Annotated in this window: 17 protein-coding genes; 9 read left to right on the top strand and 8 right to left on the bottom strand. The window is 72.2% G+C overall.

The window, feature by feature from the left end:
• Position 1: 1 nt before the first annotated feature.
• Entirely contained in the window at positions 2–1,531 is a 1,530-nt protein-coding gene (locus ACWCPW_RS18825) for a ferritin-like domain-containing protein (RefSeq protein ID WP_449762697.1), read from the bottom strand.
• Between the two features lie 356 nt (positions 1,532–1,887).
• The gene (locus tag ACWCPW_RS18820) at positions 1,888–2,718 is read right to left on the bottom strand and encodes a hypothetical protein (RefSeq protein ID WP_449762696.1); all 831 of its coding nucleotides are present in this window, start codon (positions 2,716–2,718) and stop codon (positions 1,888–1,890) included.
• Between the two features lie 286 nt (positions 2,719–3,004).
• Here ACWCPW_RS18820 and ACWCPW_RS18815 point away from each other — a divergent pair, with 286 nt between their 5' ends.
• On the top strand, positions 3,005–3,226 hold the full coding sequence (locus ACWCPW_RS18815; RefSeq protein WP_449762695.1) for a hypothetical protein: 222 nt from the start codon (positions 3,005–3,007) through the stop codon (positions 3,224–3,226).
• A 118-nt stretch (positions 3,227–3,344) separates the two neighbouring features.
• On the opposite strand, the gene ACWCPW_RS18810 is transcribed toward ACWCPW_RS18815, so the two are convergent.
• The 3 genes from ACWCPW_RS18810 to ACWCPW_RS18800 form a co-directional block, all read right to left on the bottom strand.
• Positions 3,345–4,253: a universal stress protein gene (locus ACWCPW_RS18810; RefSeq protein ID WP_449762694.1), complete on the bottom strand. Its 909-nt coding sequence runs from the start codon at positions 4,251–4,253 to the stop codon at positions 3,345–3,347.
• A gap of 330 nt (positions 4,254–4,583) precedes the next feature.
• Positions 4,584–5,087, bottom strand: a complete 504-nt coding sequence (locus ACWCPW_RS18805; protein WP_449762693.1) for a pyridoxamine 5'-phosphate oxidase family protein — start codon at positions 5,085–5,087, stop codon at positions 4,584–4,586.
• Positions 5,088–5,474: 387 nt separating this feature from the next.
• On the bottom strand, positions 5,475–5,801 hold the full coding sequence (locus ACWCPW_RS18800) for a chaplin (RefSeq protein ID WP_449762692.1): 327 nt from the start codon (positions 5,799–5,801) through the stop codon (positions 5,475–5,477).
• Positions 5,802–6,083: 282 nt separating this feature from the next.
• Between ACWCPW_RS18800 and ACWCPW_RS18795 the strand changes: the two genes are divergently transcribed.
• Both ACWCPW_RS18795 and ACWCPW_RS18790 read left to right on the top strand, forming a co-directional pair.
• Positions 6,084–7,166, top strand: coding sequence for an alkene reductase (locus ACWCPW_RS18795; RefSeq protein WP_449762691.1), 1,083 nt, complete (start codon positions 6,084–6,086; stop codon positions 7,164–7,166).
• Positions 7,167–7,427: 261 nt separating this feature from the next.
• Positions 7,428–8,186: an SDR family NAD(P)-dependent oxidoreductase gene (locus ACWCPW_RS18790; RefSeq protein ID WP_449762690.1), complete on the top strand. Its 759-nt coding sequence runs from the start codon at positions 7,428–7,430 to the stop codon at positions 8,184–8,186.
• Between the two features lie 209 nt (positions 8,187–8,395).
• Here the strand turns inward: ACWCPW_RS18790 and ACWCPW_RS18785 are convergent, their stop codons facing one another.
• Positions 8,396–8,866, bottom strand: coding sequence for a VOC family protein (locus ACWCPW_RS18785; protein WP_449762689.1), 471 nt, complete (start codon positions 8,864–8,866; stop codon positions 8,396–8,398).
• Between the two features lie 374 nt (positions 8,867–9,240).
• Between ACWCPW_RS18785 and ACWCPW_RS18780 the strand changes: the two genes are divergently transcribed.
• A complete protein-coding gene (locus ACWCPW_RS18780) occupies positions 9,241–9,861 on the top strand; it encodes a potassium channel family protein (RefSeq protein WP_449762688.1) in 621 nt (206 codons plus the stop codon).
• A gap of 208 nt (positions 9,862–10,069) precedes the next feature.
• Positions 10,070–10,846 carry a tryptophan 2,3-dioxygenase gene (locus ACWCPW_RS18775; RefSeq protein WP_449762687.1) on the top strand — a complete coding sequence of 259 codons (777 nt, stop codon included), beginning with the start codon at positions 10,070–10,072 and terminating at the stop codon, positions 10,844–10,846.
• Positions 10,847–10,946: 100 nt separating this feature from the next.
• Here ACWCPW_RS18775 and ACWCPW_RS18770 read toward each other — a convergent pair whose 3' ends face one another.
• Together ACWCPW_RS18770 and ACWCPW_RS18765 are read right to left on the bottom strand one after the other, a co-directional pair.
• Positions 10,947–13,319 (bottom strand): ABC transporter permease, encoded by a 2,373-nt coding sequence (locus tag ACWCPW_RS18770; RefSeq protein ID WP_449762686.1) that lies wholly within the window; start codon positions 13,317–13,319, stop codon positions 10,947–10,949.
• Positions 13,316–14,008 carry an ABC transporter ATP-binding protein gene (locus ACWCPW_RS18765; RefSeq protein ID WP_449762685.1) on the bottom strand — a complete coding sequence of 231 codons (693 nt, stop codon included), beginning with the start codon at positions 14,006–14,008 and terminating at the stop codon, positions 13,316–13,318. Before ACWCPW_RS18765 ends, ACWCPW_RS18770 begins: the two co-directional genes overlap by 4 nt.
• A 221-nt stretch (positions 14,009–14,229) precedes the next feature.
• On the opposite strand from ACWCPW_RS18765, the gene ACWCPW_RS18760 reads away from it, so the two are divergent.
• The 4 genes from ACWCPW_RS18760 (at position 14,230) to ACWCPW_RS18745 (ending at position 18,437) form a co-directional block, all read left to right on the top strand.
• Positions 14,230–15,723 carry a sensor histidine kinase gene (locus ACWCPW_RS18760; protein ID WP_449762684.1) on the top strand — a complete coding sequence of 498 codons (1,494 nt, stop codon included), beginning with the start codon at positions 14,230–14,232 and terminating at the stop codon, positions 15,721–15,723.
• Positions 15,708–16,397 (top strand): response regulator, encoded by a 690-nt coding sequence (locus ACWCPW_RS18755; protein ID WP_449762683.1) that lies wholly within the window; start codon positions 15,708–15,710, stop codon positions 16,395–16,397. Before ACWCPW_RS18760 ends, ACWCPW_RS18755 begins: the two co-directional genes overlap by 16 nt.
• A gap of 142 nt (positions 16,398–16,539) precedes the next feature.
• Positions 16,540–17,775 carry a sensor histidine kinase gene (locus tag ACWCPW_RS18750; protein ID WP_449762682.1) on the top strand — a complete coding sequence of 412 codons (1,236 nt, stop codon included), beginning with the start codon at positions 16,540–16,542 and terminating at the stop codon, positions 17,773–17,775.
• Positions 17,772–18,437 (top strand): response regulator, encoded by a 666-nt coding sequence (locus ACWCPW_RS18745; RefSeq protein WP_449762681.1) that lies wholly within the window; start codon positions 17,772–17,774, stop codon positions 18,435–18,437. Before ACWCPW_RS18750 ends, ACWCPW_RS18745 begins: the two co-directional genes overlap by 4 nt.
• Positions 18,438–18,578 lie beyond the last annotated feature (141 nt).

Here is an 18,578-nt window from a genome sequence, read left to right as displayed (position 1 = left end):
CTCACTCCCGGTTGGTCGACAGGATGCCCTGGATCAGATCGAGGGCCAGCTCGTCGGTCTGTTCCAGTGCCACCAGATAGGGATCGGTGGGGACGGCGCCGCTGTGCCGCAGTTGGGCCACGAGCAGTTGCGAGGCCTCCACGAGGTCGCGTTGCAGCAGCCATCGGTCGTACTCGCGGGCCGGCAGGTCGAGCGTGTACGGCATCTCGAACGGCGGTCCCGCGTGCGTGCGTTCCGGGCCGGTCGGGTCGTCCGCGGTCAACGGGAGGCCGACCAGTTTTCCGGCGACGGCGCGCAGGTTGTACATCTCGGCGAAGGCGCGGTGGATGAGCGCGCCGCGGGCGGTGAGGGTGGTGCCGTCGTCGAGCGGGCCGGCCAGCCGGAAGGCGTGTGCCAGGTCGACCAGGAGCATGCGGTAGCGCAGGTTGAACAGGTGGCCCCACAGCGATGCCACGGGGTGGGTGATCACGTTCGCTTGGGTGCCCGTCATGCCCAGGGTCGCGGCTTCGTTCTCGTTCAGATGCAGGCCGGATCGGGGATTGTCGGCCACCGGGCGCACCACCCGGGTGGTGTCGCCGCCGGTGAGCGTGCGCAACTCCCGGTAGACGGCCAGGAAGCGCTCGAAGTGCGAGACGTCGTGCGGGGTGGGGATCAGGGAGGTGGTGTCGAGCGGTCCGACCCCGAACGCCTCGCCCTGTTCGCCGATGTCGTGCAGGGCCTTGCGGGCCGAGTCGCGGGAGAAGACGCCGCGCACGAGCAGTTGCGGCGACGCGACGGCGGGTACGTTGCCCGCGTCCCGACCGCGTTCGCCGCGGGTGTAGCCGCGGCCCCACTCGTCCCAGGACGCCTGGTACGGCAACGTCCGCTCCTGGAAGAGGGCGTCCGGCATCCGGTCCCGGTCGGCCAGGATCGCGTCCAGTCGTTCGTAGAGCGCGCCGACCCGGTTCACCGGGGTGCCGTCGGGGGACTGGGCGGCGGCCGCCTCGCGGATCGCGTCGGCCTCCTCGCCCGCCCAGTCGGCCGGGCTCTCCGCGCAGATGTAGCCGGCCAGGGATCCCGCGGTGAGGCGGCGCAGGGCGAACGGGAAGGGGTAGAACGCCGAACCCCACGGGTAGTCCTCGCGGTCGAGGTTCAGCGGCGCGCCGAGTGCGGTCAGCAGGTTCTGCACGGTGACGAGGTGGCCCATCTCCTCCTTCGCGATGCCCAGGATGATCTCCTGCCAACGCCGCACCGGTTCACGCAGGTTCGTCGGCACATCGGGTCCGCCGAGCGAGTAGGCGGCGAACAGGTACTGGACCATGAGCGAGTGCTCGATCTCGGCGGCCGTGTGCAGGAGCATGACGGTGTAGTCGCGCCAATTGAACTCGGGTGGCAGCACCGGCCGTCCGCCCGCCGCGTACTCGACACCGCCTTCCGCGCGTTCGCCCAGAGGCAGTGTCCCGGCCACCGACAGGGCGATCGTGGCGGGCGGTTCCGCGGTGAAGAGTTCCGGCAGTACGGAACCCAGATGCCTGTTGACCCTCGACCCCACGGGCTTCCACCAGCTCTCGATCGGGCTGCCACGGAAGGGCTTTCGTCGATCCGGCACGGACCGCCGCCCTTGATGGCCCAGCCTCCCACCGCCGATCCGGCCGTCAACCAGCCATTCGGTCGTGGGTCACTCGAACGGCCCAGCCTCGGTCACTCTTTGGTGCGACGGATGGGGCAGATGTTCGAGGGCCGCGGGTGGGTGGTGCCGTCCCTGGTCGGTCGTCGAATCAGGCGCCTGGGAGAGCAGGTTGGGCGCCGGTGGGAGCGGGCGACGGGCGCGCGTACGACCACCCCCGCGCGTCGGCCGTGCGGGCGCGGTGACGCGGGAGGTGGTCGTACGGCGTGGCCGCGGGCGGATCAGCCGCGGAGTTCGGACCGGACCTTGTCGATCTGGCCCTGGACGAGGTGATCGGCGAACGTCGGCACGGTCGTGGTGTTGTCCTCGCCGGTCGCGCGCAGTTGCACCACGGTCGTGCCGACCCGGGCGACGGCCTGGGTCATCGGCGCGGTGTCCTGCCCGAGCCGCAACATCGAGGAGATCTCGATGCTGCCCGGGCCGTAGGCGTCCGGCCGCGCGCCGAGCACCGAGTACTCGGCCGTGCCGCCGTCGACCCGGAAGGTGAACCGCTTACAGGTCTTGGCGGCGGTGAGGTAGGCGGACCACTGACGGTCGAGCTGCTCGGTCGGGTAGCTGCTCAGCACGATGTCGGTGTCGGGGTACACGACTCCCCGCGGACCGGTGCCACCGATGAGCTTGTGTTCGATCGTGGCGACGCTGGTCTTGCCCTGGCCCAGCAGCGGTTGGCACTTGGGGTCCGAGACGGTCGGCACGTCGCGGTTCCGCGGTTCGGTCGTGTCCTTGACGCTCATGCCCGCCGGGAGCTCCTGGGCGGTCAGGAGCGCGGCCGCCAGTTGGGCCTTGGTCGCCGGCGTATCGCCCGCGGGTGTCCCGGACCGCGGTGGCTTCGGAGCGGTGGACTTGTCGTCGACCGGCTTGGGATCGGAGGAGCCGCCGGCACTGGGTGTGGTGTCGCCGGGCTTGCCCGGCTGTGCCGAAGTCGCTTTCGGCTCGGCTGTCTTGGCGTCCTCGGACCCGAACTCGCAGGCGCTGAGGCCCGCGACCAAGACGAGCGCGGACAGCGGCAGTGCGGCCCGACGAACGCGTCGACGCACCGCGTGCTTGGACATGACGGAGTTTCGCACCGTGTTCCCCCCGGATTCGGTGTCGTGGCGAAGACGAGCCGCGGACCCCGTCCCCCCGGAGCGGTCCACGTACGAAACGCCCTGTGGCGGCCCGTCGTCACTGGAAGCTAGCCGTCATCGGCCGTCATCCGTCTCGCTGTTACCGGTTCCGCACACAGCCGGGACGGCTTCGGAAAACTGTCTTCGCGGCATTCACCCTGGTCCGCGCGCCGCAGCGGGGCAGGTCGAAAGCAGCGGACGTCCACGCGCGGCGATGTCATGATGCTCGGTCATGGACGAGGAGACCGGCGAGGAGACGCCGGCGGACTCCGGCTCGCGGTCCTGGGAGGCTCGGGTGCTCCCGGTGCACCTCACCTGGGCCCTGTACCGCGTGCCGGATCGCACACCACAACCGGGTCGACGCCACTGGACCGTGCCTCCGGCCGGTCGGCTGCTGGGCCTCCTGCGCTTCTTCGCCTCGGGACCGCCGAGCCCGTGGGCGGAACCGGCCTGACACGCCCACGGCGTCGACCTCGGCATCGCCCACGCGCGCCGGCGGCACGGCTCGGCGCGTCCGGGGTTCGCCCACCGCGCCTTCGCCCGGCGGGCGCGGGGGCGGGCCGACGGAGCGGCTACTTGCCGACGGGCACCAGGAGAACGGGGGCCTTGGCGTGGTGGAGCACGGCGTGGGTGACCCGGCCCAGGTTGGGGCCGAAGCGGCCGGTGTTGCGATGGGCGGCCAGTACCACCAGCTCGGCGTCGGAGCTCGCCTTGGTCAGGGCGTGCGCGGGGCTGTCGATCACGACCTCCTCGGTCACGACGACGTCGGGGTACTTCGCGCGCACGGGCTCCAGCGCGGCGGTCAGGGTGGTCTGCGCGACCTCGCGCCAGTCGTACATGGCCGGGGCGTAGCCCGCGCTGCCGGCCGCCATCGCCGGGTAGCGCCACACGTGCAGGGCGTGCAGCGGGAGGGCCCGGGCCTGCGCCTGGCGGAAGGCGGCATCCAGGGCGGGGGCGCAGTCGACGTCGGAGACGCCGACCAGGACGGGCTTGGGGGTATCGCCGCCGGCCGTGTCCTGGTCGGGGTGCACGACCAGGAGCGGGCAGCGGGTGGTGGCGGACACCGGGAGGCTGACCGAGCCCATCAGCAGGCCGGCGAAGCCGCCCAGGCCCCGGCTGCCGACGGCGAGCAGGGCGGCCCGGTCGCTCGCGGCCTCCAACGCGTCGATGGCGTTGGCGAGTTCCACGGTGGCCAGGACGGACAGGCCGGGCCGGCGCAGGCGGGCGCGTTCCGCGCCCCGGTCGACGACGGCGCGGGCGTCCGCGCGCAACTGCTGCCCGAAGTGGTCGTCGGCGCCGCCGAGTTCGACCCATTCGAGCGCGTACAGCACTTCCAGGGTGGTGTTCCGGCGGACGGCCTCGTCGGCAGCCAGGTCGACGGCGCGTTCCGCGCCGGGCGAGCCGTCGAAGCCGACGACGACATGCCCGTGCAAGGGAGTGGCGGCGGAAGTCGAACCGGTTGATGTCGGAGCCTGGTTCACGGCGGATCCCTTCGGTACGCGCGGGTGGGCCCGGGTGGGCCGACCTGGGCCCAGTCTCGGGTGTCGAGGGGATGGAACACAGGGCCGGAGGTCCCGTCTCGGGTGAGCCGGTGGGCCCTGCGGACGCCGCTCGGCGGCGGGTGGTCGTCCGCCGGGCGCGCCAAGTGCCACGATCCATCGGGCGGCGCGCCGGCGCGAGCCGGGCACGAGGCCACCGACGGGTCGCGGAGGCATCGGTGCCGCCGAGCGGGTGACGCGGGTTGCCGCGGGCGTACGCCCGCCGGCCGCCGACAGGGTGCGCGGGGTCGCGAAGGGGATGGGGCGTACGGGTCACGCTTCGCGTCGCGGCGGCGGAGGCGATGACCGGGCCGACGGCGGGGCCGACCGCGGCGCCGCGTCGGCCTCCGCGTGGGTACGCGGGCCCGGGGGCTCCGGGATGAGGTGCCCGGTGACCAGCTCGGTGGTGACGCGGAACCACGCCTGCCCCTCCTCCCGCGCACCGCTGGTCGGCACCAGGCCGTCCAAGCGGGCGACGGCCGCCGGGTCGCGGACCAGGGAGGCCTGACCGGTGACGGTCGCGGTCCAGCCGGTTCGGGCGGACGGGTCCACGCGGTCGGCCTGGAACGCGACCACGGCGTCGCGCGCCGCCTTGGCCAGCCGCGAGTCGAGCGGGGCCCGGAAGACGACGTGGTCGCGGTCCAGCGCGAAGGGCACGAGGTAGACGGCGGGAAGGGCGCCCTCGCTGACGACGACGCGCCCCAGGGGCGCACTCGCCATCAGCTCCAGCGCCTCGCGGCGGCCGAGGGGACGTCGCGTCCCGGCGTGTTCGCTCATTGCTCAACCCTGGAATCCGGGCACGATCGGAAACAGGGCCGAACGGCCCTAAGTCCGCCGATCGTGTCCCCGGACCCGACGACGCGCGGCACGCCGAGCGGCGCCCGGGATCGGCGCCGGTGTCCCGGTCCGCCGGCCGGTGCCGACCTTCCGCAACCACGGGTTCACCCGGCGCGCACACCATTGGTCACCGCGCGAACACCCACCGTTGCCGACTGCTCGGTGGGCATCGTCCGCGGGCACCGACCGCCCAAGGGTGCCTCGGCCGCGAAGCGCCCGTCGGCGGGACCCGGCGGGCAAAGGCCGGGGCCCCGTGAGTGCAGGTGCACTCGCGGGGCCCCGGGTGTCGGACGCGGAGGAGCGGCCGAGATCGGTGAGCGTGTTCGGTCAGCCGTTGTGGCCGCCACCACCGTGCTGCGGAGCCTGGTGCTGGGGCGCCTCGTGGTGCGCGCCACCGTGCTTGTCGTCGTCACCGTCGATGTTGGCGCAGAAGTTCCCGAACGTGGGGTTCAGGATGCCGACGATGTCGAGGCTGTTTCCGCACAGGTTCACCGGGATGTGGATCGGCACCTGGAGGTTGTTGCCGGACAGGACGCCGGGGGAACCGACCGCGGCGCCGTCCGCCTCGGAGCCCGCGCTCGCCGCGCCGGCTCCGGCCATCACGAGTGCGGCACTGCCCGCGACCATCACGCCGGCCTTCTTGAACGTGTTCACTGCATTCTCCGTATCACCCACCCGCGTCACCCGATTGCGACGCACGACGAGTACAACGACGCACCTCTCCGATGGCAACCATCCGGTAGGTGAGTTCACTCGATCCGGTGAACCCGACTTCGTGCCCCGACGGCGTCGGGACGCCGGCCACGGGGTTCGGATCGTTTAGTGGTGGTGCACGATCCTCGCCGAATCCGTCGTTGTTCCGGCTCTGCCGTTGGACGAGTGTTGGTGGTGCCTCCCTCGCGCTCGCGGGGTGGGGTCCCCACGGAGGAGTGACACGTGACCGAATTCTTCGAACCCATGACCATCGGTGCCCTGGACGTGCCGAATCGTCTGGTCATGGCGCCGATGATGCGCAGCCGCGCCGACCCCGCGGGCGTGCTCTCGGAGCCGGCCGCCGAGTTCTACGCGCAGCGGGCCGGGGCGGGCCTGCTCATCGGCGAGGCGGCGCAGGTCAGCGAGCTCGGGCGGGGGTACGCCCTGACGCCGGGTCTGCACACGGCGGAGCAGGTGGCGGCCTGGCGAAGGGTGACCGACGCGGTGCACGCGGCCGGTGGGCGCATCGTCGCGCAGTTGGCGCACGGCGGCCGGGTCGGCCATCCGTTGCTGAACGCGGACGGTGCCCTGCCGATGGCGCCGTCGGCGATCGCGTCCGGCGGGCAACTTGTGGCCTCCGAAGGAGTGTTCGAGCATCCGACGCCCCGGGAGATGACCCTGGACGACATCCGCGAGACGGTCGCGCAGTTCGCGACCGCCGCACGGAACGCGGTCGAGGCGGGGTTCGACGGCGTGGAGGTGCACGCGGCCAACGGGCTCCTGCTGCACCAGTTCCTCGCGGACGGCGCCAATCGTCGGACCGACGCCTACGGCGGGTCCATCGCGCGGCGGATCCGCTTCACCCTGGAGGTCGTCGAGGCGGTGGCCGAGGCGATCGGGCCGCGGCGGGTGGGCGTCAGGATCTCGCCGGGAACCACGTACAACGGGATCGCGGAGACCGACACGGCCGACCTGTACCGGGAACTCGTGCGCGGGCTCGCGCCGTTGCCGTTGGCGTATCTGCACGTGCTGGAGATCCTGACGCGCGGGACGACCCGGCTGATTCGCGCCGAGTGGCCGGGGACGCTGATCCTGTGTGCGCATCCCACGCCGGAGTCCTTCCCGAGCACGCCGGAGGTCGCGGCGGAGGCGCTGCGCGAGGGAGTCGCCGACGCGGTCGCGTTCGGGGAACTGTGGGTGGCCAACCCGGACTTGCCGGCGCGCATCCGCGCGGGCGGTCCGTACAACGTGCTCGACAAGGCCACCTTCCTCGGCGGCGACCACCGCGGCTACACCGATTACCCGACGCTCGACGCCGCCGCTTGAGCGCGTCCGAGGGCTGCGGCCCATGGGACGGGGTCCCGAAGTACCGGAACCCGGAGGTCCCGAGGTCCCGAGCACCCCGACACGCGAACAGTCGAGTGTCCGACGTCCCGGGTCCGGAGCGGCCCGTGAGCATTCCCTGGCGGCCGGTACCGCCCGATTCGCCACGCGACCTGCCTCGGTGAGGTCCGGTCCGGCGTCCCCTACCTCGCCATGGCCATCGCCATGTCGATACACCGATTTCAGAGAATACGAGGAGAGATCATGGATCTGCAGCTTGCGGGCAGGACCGCTGTCGTGACGGCCGCCAGTGGCGGGATCGGGGGCGCGGTGGTGCGTACCCTGCTCGCCGAGGGGGTCACCGTACTCGGCGCGGACCGAACGGTGTCGGCCGCGCTGAAGGAGACGGGTGCCGTCACGGTGGAGGCGGATCTGCTCACCCCCGAGGGTGTCGAGGAACTGCGCCGGGTCGCGGAGAGCGAACTCGGCGGTGTGGACCTGCTCGTGAACGGTGTGGGCGGGCTGGCGGGTCTGGATCTGGGCGGGCTGCCGGATCTCGACGACGAGACCTGGTACCGGGCGTTCGAGTTGAACTTCTTCGGGACGGTGCGGATCACCCGGGCGCTGGCGCCGATGTTGCGGGAGTCGGTGGTCAACATCTCCACGAGCGTGGCGCATTGGCCCGCGTCGGGACCGTATTGGTACGCGTCGTCCAAGGCCGCGTTGACGGCCTTCGGCAAGGGTCTCGCCGACGAGCTGGGCCCTCGCGGGATCCGCGTCAACACGGTCTCGCCGGCGCTCATCCGTACCCCGCTGTGGGACGAGTACGGTCCGCGCGTGGCCGCCGGCGGCGACTACCGGGAACTGATGACGGACCTGCCCGACAAGATCAACGTCACGCTGGGACGTTGGGGCACCCCGCAGGAGGTCGCCAACGTGATCGCCTTCCTGAGCTCCCCGGCCGCCTCCTACGTCACCGGTAGCGACTACGTCATCGACGGCGGGCTGCTGAAGGTCCTGTAGCCGAAACGCGAACGCCGAAACGCGAACGCCGGGCAAGGAACGCCGGGGAACGGACGCCGCAGGCCGAGCGCCGAGACGCGGAGACCCGAAACCGAATGCCGAAACGCGAACACGGGAGCGCGCGCAGCGGGGCGCGGGTGCCGGGGAGCGGACGCTCCGGAGGTGACGGACAGCCGGGGGCGGGTGCGAAACCCGCCCCCGGCTGCCGGTTACGGACGGGTGTACGGCCGGGTCAGGATCTCCATGTTGTGGCCGTTCGGGTCCGCGAAGTACGCGCCGCGCCCGCCGAACCAGTCGTTGGTTCCGCCGGGTCGGGTGTGACTGGGGTCGGCGTAGTAGGTGACCCCGAGTGCCTCCAGCCGCGCGATCATGGCGTCGAACCGGTCGTCGGGGACCAGGAACGCGTAGTGCTGGGACTGGATCGGTTCGTCGTTCTTCTCGTAGTAGTCGAGCGTCACGCCGTTGCCGAGGTCGACGGGCAGGAACGGCCCGAGGGGGGTACCGACTTCCAGGCCCAGGATCGAGGCGAGGAACTCGGCCGCCTGTTGCCGATCCTTGGCGTAGACGGCGGTGTGGTTCAACAGGACCGTGTCCACCGGAAGTCCGTCCCGGTCCTGTCCGTGTTCCCGTTGCTGCGGCTGTTGCTCTACTTGCTGCTCTCGCTGCCGGTCGTGCGACATCCGTGGAGCCTCTCCAGGTCTCGATTTCCGCTGGGATTCGGCGCCGCGCGGGCACCGGAGGGGAAGAGAAGGAGAGGAGAAGGCGGGGCTCTGGCCCGCCTCGGACTCACGCCGAGGCCGGGTGCCCTACTCGTGTATGGCCCATGGCCGACCCGGCAGTCACCCGACCGACGTTAGTGCCCGGGCCGGATCGAGGCAACCGTCGGGACCGCGGGCGGGCGATCGGCGGTCCGGGCGGCGACGTGCCTGTGCGCGAAGGCATCGGGACCCGCGCGGGTGTGAACCCACGCGCCACGCCGACTGATTCATCCCGACATGTCGCACCCTCGGCTACATTGACCTCCGAGGAGGCGGATCTTGACGTCGGACACGCCATGAAGCCCACGCTGTCGGTCGGCACGGACCCGGCCGGTCGGCGGATGGTGTTGTGGGGCCTGCTCCGCGGCGCGCTGATGTCGGCCCTGATGCTGGTGATGTACTACTTCATCCCCCTGGATCGTCGGCTCGACATCGAGGCCGCCATCGGACTCGTCGTCGGACTCGTCGCGTTCGTCGCGATCGTGGTCTGGCAGGTCGACGCCATCGCGCGCTCCGAGCGGCCGCGCCTGCGTGCCTTCGAGGCCGTCGCCGTCTCGCTGCCCTTCCTGCTGGTGCTCTTCGCCGCGACGTACTTCCTGATCGACTCGGACCAGGCGGACTCCTTCACCGAGCCGATGACCCGTACCGACGCGCTGTACTTCACCGTCACCGTCTTCTCGACCGTCGGCTTCGGCGACATCGCGCCGCAGACCGAGACCGCGCGGGTGGTGGCGACGATCCAGATGCTGGTGGACCTGGTCGCGCTGGGCGTGATCGCACGAGTCATCCTGGGCGCGGTCCGGGTCGGCCTGCGCAGGCAGTCGGGTGGATCGGCCGGCGACGTCGTTCCCGACCTCGACCCGGATCCGGACGACCTCCCGGGCATGCCTCCCGACGCTCCCCCGCCCGGCGCGTAGCGCACCACGGACGACGGGCCCGAGGCGGTCACCCGGTCGGGGTTTACGACCATAAACTCATCATCAAAAACGCCTTGCGATCATCACATCCACCCGGCCTGCTTCCGTGTGTCGACCATTCCCGAAAGGCCTCGACCGGCACAGGATGGTGCCCGTCGTTTCCGGCTGGTCGGAACGGTGGAAAAGCCCGCAAGGAGAGGAAACGACGATGAGCGACGCCCCGGTCGTCACGTACGGAAGCTATCTGCGCCTGGACGCGCTGCTGTCCTGTCAGGAGCCGCGGACCGAAGCGCACGACGAGATGTTGTTCGTGGTCATCCACCAGGTCTACGAACTGTGGTTCAAGCAGATCCTGCACGAGGTCGCGCTGCTCCAGCGCCAGTTGGAGGGCGGCAACAGCGCCGGCGCCCTGCACACCGCACGTCGGGTCGCCAAGATCCTGAAGACGGTCGTCGGCCAACTCGACATCCTCGAGACCATGACGCCGCGGCAGTTCGCGTCCTTCCGCGACGCGCTCGGCACCTCCAGCGGGTTCCAGTCGGCGCAGTTCCGCGAGTTGGAAGCCGTGCTCGGACGCCGGGAGTTCGGGTCCTTCGAGACCGGTCACGAAGAGCGGCTCAAGGCCGCCGCGCACCGCCCGTCGGTGTTCGACTCGCTGCTGCGCCACCTCGCCGGCCTGGGCTACGCGGTCCCCGAACGGGCCCTGGAACGGGACACGAGCCTGGCGTGGCGACCGGACCCGGAGGTCCAGGAGGTCCTCACGGCCGTGTACCGCGACGAGACCGCGCACGCGGCACAGGTCTGCGAGGCCCTCGTCGACATCGACGAGGGCCTCCAGGAATGGCGCTACCGGCACATGAAGATGGTCGAGCGCACCATCGGTGCCAAGATCGGCACGGGCGGCTCCGCCGGCGCCGAGTACCTGCGCGCGACGTTGTTCTCGCCGGTCTTCCCCGACCTGTGGGAGGTCAGGTCCCAGGCCTGAGCCGCACGCCGCGGCGAAACCCGGGGGCGGCCCCAGCCCCGCCCGGCTCGCTCGGCCCGCCCGCCCGCCCGGCTCCGCCCGCCCGGATCGGCGGCGCGCCCTACTCCGTCCGCAGCGCCGTCGCCGTGCGCGCCTTGGCCGCCCAACTCGCGGGCAGGGCCGCGCCCAGGACCGCGATCAGCACGCCCGCGAGACCGAGCAGGACCAGTTGCCACGCGTCGTACACCTCGAGGATGCTCGGCGGCAGGTTGGTCCCCGCCGCGTGCCCCATCACCGGCACCACATAGGCGTGCAGCGCGAATCCGGCCGGTACGCCGACCAGGCCGCCCAGCAGACCGATGCCCGCGACCGAGGCGAGGACCAGGCTCAACGTCTGCCTCGGCGTCATGCCCAGGGCCTTGCACACGCCGATGTCGTGCACCCGCTCCCTGGTGTCCAGGACGACCGAGTTGAGCACCCCGAGCGAGGCCACGGCCACCAGCATGAGAGTGAGCAGGACGGCCATCGTGTTCAGGATCAGGATCATGCCCTCCGACTCGGTGGGGGAGTTGACCAGCACCTCGCCGCCCAACGGCTTTACCACCGCCTCGAGTTGGCGGGCGTACTCGGCGGACGACAGACCCGACCCGACCTCGACGAGGAAGACCTCGGGGCGCGCTTCGGCGAAGGCGGCGAGGTCCGCGTGCAGGCGCATGCCGTCGTCCGAGGTGTCGAAGGCCTCGCCGACGATCCGCAGGGTCTGCGTGTCGCCCCGATAGGTCACCCGTACCGGGTCGCCGATCCTGGTTCCGGTGCGTTCCAGGAAACGCGTGGGCACCGCGACCTCGCCGGGGCCGGCGATCCAGTGCCCGGAGATCATCTCGTAGCTGCCCGGCCGGGAATCGCCCTGGTACAGCGTCGCCCGGAGCGAGCCGGCCACCCCGGCCACGGTGACGTCCGCCTGGGCCAGGCCGTAGTACGACGCGGTGCCCCGCTGCGCCTCGATCGCGGCGCGCACCCGGGCCGGGTCGACGGCGGTGTCGCCCCCCTTGGGGCGTGGTCCGACCGGCCCGCCCGGCCCCTCGGACAGCCCGCCGCCGATGACGGTGATCGCGGCGCGGCTCTCCGGATCCTGCGCCTCGCCGACCGCGTTCAGGGACGAGGTCAGCCCCATCGCGAAGGTTGCCGCGACCGTACCGAAGGCGACCGCGAGCAACATCGCGAGCATCCGCACCGGGTGCGCGAACGGACTCGCGAGGCCGTACGTCAGCGCGCGCGGCAGCGGCAGTCGTCCCGCCGCGCGGTGCGCCCACTGGCCCCGTCCGGTGCGCGGCGCGCGGCCGATCGCGATGGCCTCGACCGTACGCAGCCGCCCGGCCCGCAGCGCCGGCACCGGCGCCGCGAGCACGACCACGAGCAGGGCCGCGGCCGGCACCAGGACGTCCACCCACCAGGCCACCGCCAGCGACGTGTCGCCGTAGATCTCCTCGGTGTCCGACAACAGGGGCAGCGCCATCAGGTTGCCCAGTACGACACCCACCCCGATGCCGACGGAGGCCGGGATCAACGCCTGGGCCACATAGGCCCGGACCACCTCGCGCGGGGTGAAGCCGATGGCCTTGAGGATGCCGATCCGGCGCAGCCCGGTGCCGACCGCGCCGCTGACCACGCTGCCGACGATGATCACCGACATCGCGATGCCCAGCGCGCCGAACGCCAAGAGGAACGGGATGGTCGGCGCGGCGTTCTGATCGGCGGCGCGTTTGGTGTCCAGGTACGACTGGCTGCCCAGCAGTGCGTCGGGCGGCACGGCCGCGGCGAGTCGGGCCCGGGCCGCGGTGATGTCGTCGTTGCCGCCCGCCGCGGCGAAGCGGTAGAGCATCTGGGTGGTGAGCGGCCCGGCCGACGACGCGATCGCGGTGACCTGCTCGGGTGTGGCCCACATGTCGGCGGTCTTGCTCGCCGACATGGCGATGCCCACGATGGTCAGGGACGGGGCGTCCGCGGCGTCGGACGCGCGCAGGGTGGAGCCGAGTCGGATGTCGGGGCCGCCGAAGGAGGCGGACACGACGATCTCGCCCGGACCGGCCGCCCATCGGCCGGACCTCAGGTCCAGGTCGTCCACGTCGGCGTCGGGACCGGGCCGCCCGACCAGGGTCAGCGGCGGCAGTTGCCCACCGCCGCCGCTGACCGGGCGCAACGTCGTGGACGGGAACGGCCCCGCGGTCGCGGTGACGCCGGATTGCCTCCGGGTGGCGTCCAGTTGCGCCGCGCTCGCCGCGCCCGGGTCGTACTGCACGCTCAGGTGCGCGCCGTGCTGGTGTGCGAAGGCGTGGTCGAAGGGCGCGTTCGCGGCGACCATGAGCGACCCGGCGACCACGGCCGAGGCCACCGCCATCATCGTGGCCAGCGCGATCACCAGGGTCTGCACCCGGCGTCGACCCACGCCGGAACCCACCACCCGGCCCAGTGCGGAGCCGCCGCGGCCGATCATCGGACGACCTCCGCACGCGTGTCGAGCGCGAGGTGCCCGTCGACCAGATGGATCGTGCGGCTCGCGCACGCCCGGGCCAGCGCCAGGTCGTGGGTGACCAGCACGATGGTCTGCCCGTCCCGGTGCAGGTCCACCAGCAACTCCCGTACGTCGTGCCCCGACGCGGTGTCCAACGCGCCGGTCGGCTCGTCGGCGAGCAGCAGGGCGGGCCGATTGACCAGCGCCCGGGCCACCGCGACGCGCTGGCGCTCACCGCCGGAGAGCCGGCCCGGGTAGGCGTGGGCGTGCCGTTGGATGCCCAGCACCTCCATCAACTCGGCGGCGCGGGCAGCAGCCTTGCGCCGGGAGGAACCGGTGAGTTGGGCCGGAAGCTGGATGTTGTCGGAGACGGTGAGGTCGTCGAGCAGGTTGAAGAACTGGAAGACCATGCCGATGTGTTCGCGGCGAAAGCGGGCCAGCGCGTGCTCGCTCAGCCCGTCGATCCGCCGGCCGGCCACCGTCACCGCGCCCTCGGTCGGCTTGTCCAGCCCGGCGATCAGGTTCAGCAGCGTGGACTTGCCGCTGCCCGAGGGGCCGGTCACCGCGAGCGCCTCGCCCTGGGCGACGCCGAGGTCGAGCGGTCCGAGCGCGGGTGCGCCGGCGCTGTCGTAGCGCTTGGCCACGCCCGCCAGTTCGATCACATGAGTCATGGGAGTCGTCCGTCCTTGACGTCGAGAGGGGGAGGTGTCCTTGCCGGCTCAGCGAACGTAGGGGCGGGCAGCGATCCGGCGCGTCGGCCGCCCAACCGACATCCGACCCTCCGCGCGGAGGACCCGGGCACGGGGTCATCCCTGCGGAGTACTCCGCGCGGACCGTGCCCTGGTCGCACGGGCGGATGCGGCCCGGCGTGGGCGGGCCGCACAATGAGCCGGTGGATACGGAAGACGAGCCGGGGGCCCGGCGTGGATGGCGGGCGCAACTGGCGTTCACGCTGCGCTCGGAGGCGGGTACGGCCCCGCTCTCGCGGCGGGCGATATCCGTCGACGTGGTGTTGGCCGTCGTGCTGACCGTGCTCGCGCTGGTGGTGGCGGCTCGGTATCCCGACAGCGGTCCGGTCCAGGACGCGCGGCACGTCCCGTACGAGTCCGCCGAGCATCCGGCCCCACGGATACCGCCGGTTCAGCCCGTTCAGCCCGTTCAGCCCGTTCAGCCGGTCCCGCCGGTACAGCCGGTGCCGCCGGGGGTCCGGCCACCCGAGGAACGGAGGCCGTCCTCCGTCAGCGGTCCGGTCCAGGACGCGTGGCAGGTCCCGTACGAGTCCGCCGGGCATCCCTCCCCACCGCGACCGCCGATACCGCCGGAGGGCTGGCCGCCCGACGAACGGGGACTGTCCTCCGTGCCCTGGCCGTTCGTGGTGCTCTCCGCGCTGCCGCTGGCCGTGCGACGCCGGTACCCGCTGGCCGCGTTCGCCGCGGTGCTGAGCGCGGGGGTGGCCATCGGCGAGGACGACGCGTCCTGGATCAACGTGCTGACCTGCGTGATCGGCGCCTACAGCGCCGTCGTCTACAGCCGCTACCGGGTGCGCGCGGTATCCGTGCTCGTGGGTGCCGCGGTGTTGGCCGGTGCGGCGTTCCGGGACTCGGCGCCGATCCTGCCGGGCTGGTCGAGCCCGGGCGTGGTGCTGCTGGTCGCGGGCGGGCTGGCCGGCCTGGTGCTGTTCTGGCGACGGCAGTTGGCGGCGAGCCGGGATCGCTACACCCGGCTCCAGCAGGACCAACAGGAGGCCACCCGCCGGGCGGTCGAGGAGGAGCGGTCCCGGATCGCCGCCGAACTGCACGACGTGGTGACGCACAATGTCAGCGTGATGGTGATCCAGGCGGGGGCCGCGCGCAAGGTGATGGACGCGGCGCCGGAACGCTCGAAGGAGGCGCTGCTCGCGGTCGAGGCCGGCGGGCGGGCCGCGATGGCCGAACTGCGCCATGTGATGGGACTGCTCGCCGCCGCGGACCACGAGCGCCCCGACGACCTCGAACCCCAGCCCGGACTCGACCGCCTGGACGAGCTGATCGAGCGGGTGCGCGCGGCCGGTACGCCGGTGCGCGTCGCGATGTCGCTGCCGCCGGAGCCGTTGCCGCCCGGGGTGGATCTCGCGTCGTATCGGGTGGTCCAGGAGGCGCTGACCAATACGATCAAGCACGCGCCCGGAGCGGCGGCCAATGTCGTCATCGGTTACACGGGGGACAGCTTGGAGATCGAGGTAGTCGACACCGGGGGCACGCACGGCGGCCGGGCGATGGACGGCAACGGCCGGGGGCTGATCGGGCTGCGCGAGCGGTTGGCGGTCTACGGCGGCGAGTTGACCGCCGGGCCGACCCTGGTCGGCGGATACCGGATCCGGGCCGCGGTCCCGTGGCGGACGGCGTGAACCGACCGGCGCTGCGGGTGGTCATCGCCGACGACCAGGCTCTGGTGCGTACCGGTTTCGGGATGATCCTGGCCTCGGACGGCATCGAGGTGGCGGCCGAGGCGGCCAACGGGGTCGAGGCGATCGCCGCGGTGCGGCGCACCCGACCCGACGTGGTGCTCATGGACATCCGGATGCCGCAGATGGACGGCATCGAGGCCACCCGCCGGATCCTCGCCGACGGCGGCTCGGCCGGCACCCGGGTGATCATCCTGACCACGTACGACCTGGACCACTACGTCTACGCCGCGCTCACCGCCGGGGCCAGCGGCTTCCTGCTCAAGGACGTCACCCCCGAGCAACTGGTCGCGGCCGTATGCCTGGTCCAAGCCGGCGACGCGCTGCTCGCGCCGACCATCACCCGCCGGCTGATCGAGCGCTTCGCGCAGCACGACGAACCGCGCGGCACGCCGCACCGCGACCTGTCCGAGTTGACCCCGCGCGAGCTGGAGGTGCTCCGGCTGCTCGCGACGGGCCTGAGCAACGCCGAACTCGCCGAGCGGTTGTCGCTGAGCCCGACCACGGTCAAGACCCACATCGGCCGCATCCTGTCGAAGCTGAACCTCCGGGACCGGGTGCAGGCGGTGGTGCTGGCGTACGAGACCGGGCTGATCGCACCGGGCGGGGGAGCCTGACGGCGGCGCTCGGCATGTGCCGGCCGGCCGGGCAAAGGCCGAACCGGTCGGCCCGGGACCTCGGCGGCGGACCCATCGGGCGAGGTCCCGGGTGCGCCGGCGAGGCGGGTCTCGTGCGCGGGCTGCCCCTATGCTGCCGATCATGGGGAGTCTTTCGCGAATATCCGCGCGGGTGCCGCGCGGTCCGGCCATCGGGACGGTGTGCACGGCGGCCGTCGGCGTGCTCGTGGTGGTGTTCACGATCGTGGACATGGTGCCGATGGACAATACGGACGCGCTGGGCCTGGTGCCGGTCTTCGCCGCGTGCGCCGCGTTGTTCGTCCGCCGGGAGTACCCCGTCACGGTGCTGCTGCTGACCCTGCTGGCGTCGGCGGTGTACTACCCGTTCGTGGTGGCGGACGGACCGTTGTTCCTGACCTTCGCCGTGGCCCTGTACAGCGCGGCGGCGCACGGGCACCTCGTGATCACCATGGTCGTCGGCGCCGGTTTCGCGACCGCCGTCGGCGCCTCCGAACAGCGCAGCGGCGAGAACCATCTCGCGGATGCCGCGCTGTTCCTCATGTTCGGCTGGATCGTCGCGGTGATCGCGATCGGCGGGATGCTGCACAACCGCAACGCGTACCTGGCCGAGGCGGATCGCCGCGCGGAAGAGGCGGCGCACACCCTGGAGGCGGAGGCCCGGCGCCGTGCGGTGGAGGAACGGCTGAGGATCGCACGGGAGTTGCACGACGTGCTGGGCCACCACCTGTCACTGATCAACGTGCAGTCCGGGGCCGCGTTGCACGGTTTCGCGCGTGCCCCGGACCGGGCCGAGCAGGCGCTCGACGCGATCAAGCGGACCAGCCGCGACGCGCTGCGCGAACTGCGCGAGACGCTCGGCGTGTTGCGGCAGGTGGACGAGGAGGCGCCGACGGCGCCGGCGCCCGGTCTGGCCGCGCTCGACGAGCTGATCGCGCACATGGGCCGGGCCGGCATCGAGGTGCGCCTGGAACTGCCGGGCGGCTCACGCCCCTTGCCGCCGGCGGTGGATCTGGCCGCGTATCGGATCGTGCAGGAGGCGCTGACGAACGTGACCCGGCACTCGGGGGCGGCGTCGGCCGTGGTGCGGATCGAGTTCGAGGAGAGGCGGGTACGAGTGCGGATCGACGACGACGGCCGGGCCGGCGCGGAGGGTTCCCGGGACGGCCGCGACGCGGTGCGTCCGGAGGGCACCCCCGGTGCGGCGGCCGGGCCGGGCGGACCGGGCGGCGGGAGCGGGGTCGCGGGCATGGGTGAACGGGCCCGGGCGTTGGGCGGCGAGTTCGAGGCCGGCGCACGGCCGGGCGGCGGGTACCGGGTCAGCGCCTCGCTGCCGCTGCGCCGGGAGGGCGCCGCGTGATCCGGGTGTTGCTCGCGGACGACCAGGCCCTGGTCCGGGCCGGCCTGCGCTGGATCCTGGACAACGAGGACGACATCACGGTGGTCGGCGAGGCCGTCGACGGCACGGAGGCGGTCGCGCTCGCGGGTGAACTACGACCGGACATCGTGTTGATGGACATCCGGATGCCGCGACTGGACGGCCTGGAGGCGGCCCGACGGATCATCGCCGACGAACTCCTCGCCGACGTGCGGGTGGTCATCCTGACCACCTTCGACCTGGACGAATACGTGTACGGTGCGCTGCGCGCGGGCGCGAGCGGCTTCCTGGTCAAGGACACCGAACCGGTCGAACTGATCCACGGCGTACGGGTGGTCGCCCGCGGCGACGCGCTGATCTCGCCGACGATCACCCGCAGACTGATCGCCGAGTTCGCGGGCCGGGTCGCGCCGCCGGAACCGGACCCGCGGGTCCAGGCGTTGACCGATCGTGAACGTGAGGTGATGGCCCTGGTGGCGGCCGGGCTGTCCAACGACGAGATCGCGGCCCGGCTGGTGCTGAGCCCCGCGACGGCCAAGACGCACGTCAGTCGGATCATGACCAAGGCCGCGGTCCGCGACCGGGCCCAACTCGTGGTGCTGGCCTACGAGTCGGGGATGGTGACGCCCGGCTGGCTGGGCTGACCCGGATCCGGGTCGGTGCGGGAGTGCTCGGGGGGGTCGGGGTCGGGGTCGATCGAGGGTCGGTCGGGGGCGGCTCCGGAACGACCCACAACCGGGGGTGTACACCGGACGCAACCGTGGGGGTATCCGCCGGCGCGGCGG

The sequence above is a fragment of the Embleya sp. NPDC001921 genome, from assembly GCF_053594475.1.
Note: the sequence above shows the minus strand (reverse complement) of the source record. Positions and strands in the feature narration are given on the sequence as shown.

Coding starts and splice junctions, on each gene's coding strand:
- ACWCPW_RS18805 (WP_449762693.1), bottom strand. CDS start 5,087: ATGAGCGAACACGCCGGGACGCGACGTCCCCTCGGCCGCCGCGAGGCG.
- ACWCPW_RS18750 (WP_449762682.1), top strand. CDS start 16,540: ATGGGGAGTCTTTCGCGAATATCCGCGCGGGTGCCGCGCGGTCCGGCC.
- ACWCPW_RS18820 (WP_449762696.1), bottom strand. CDS start 2,718: ATGTCCAAGCACGCGGTGCGTCGACGCGTTCGTCGGGCCGCACTGCCG.
- ACWCPW_RS18770 (WP_449762686.1), bottom strand. CDS start 13,319: ATGATCGGCCGCGGCGGCTCCGCACTGGGCCGGGTGGTGGGTTCCGGC.
- ACWCPW_RS18775 (WP_449762687.1), top strand. CDS start 10,070: ATGAGCGACGCCCCGGTCGTCACGTACGGAAGCTATCTGCGCCTGGAC.
- ACWCPW_RS18785 (WP_449762689.1), bottom strand. CDS start 8,866: ATGTCGCACGACCGGCAGCGAGAGCAGCAAGTAGAGCAACAGCCGCAG.
- ACWCPW_RS18790 (WP_449762690.1), top strand. CDS start 7,428: ATGGATCTGCAGCTTGCGGGCAGGACCGCTGTCGTGACGGCCGCCAGT.
- ACWCPW_RS18765 (WP_449762685.1), bottom strand. CDS start 14,008: ATGACTCATGTGATCGAACTGGCGGGCGTGGCCAAGCGCTACGACAGC.
- ACWCPW_RS18780 (WP_449762688.1), top strand. CDS start 9,241: ATGAAGCCCACGCTGTCGGTCGGCACGGACCCGGCCGGTCGGCGGATG.
- ACWCPW_RS18815 (WP_449762695.1), top strand. CDS start 3,005: ATGGACGAGGAGACCGGCGAGGAGACGCCGGCGGACTCCGGCTCGCGG.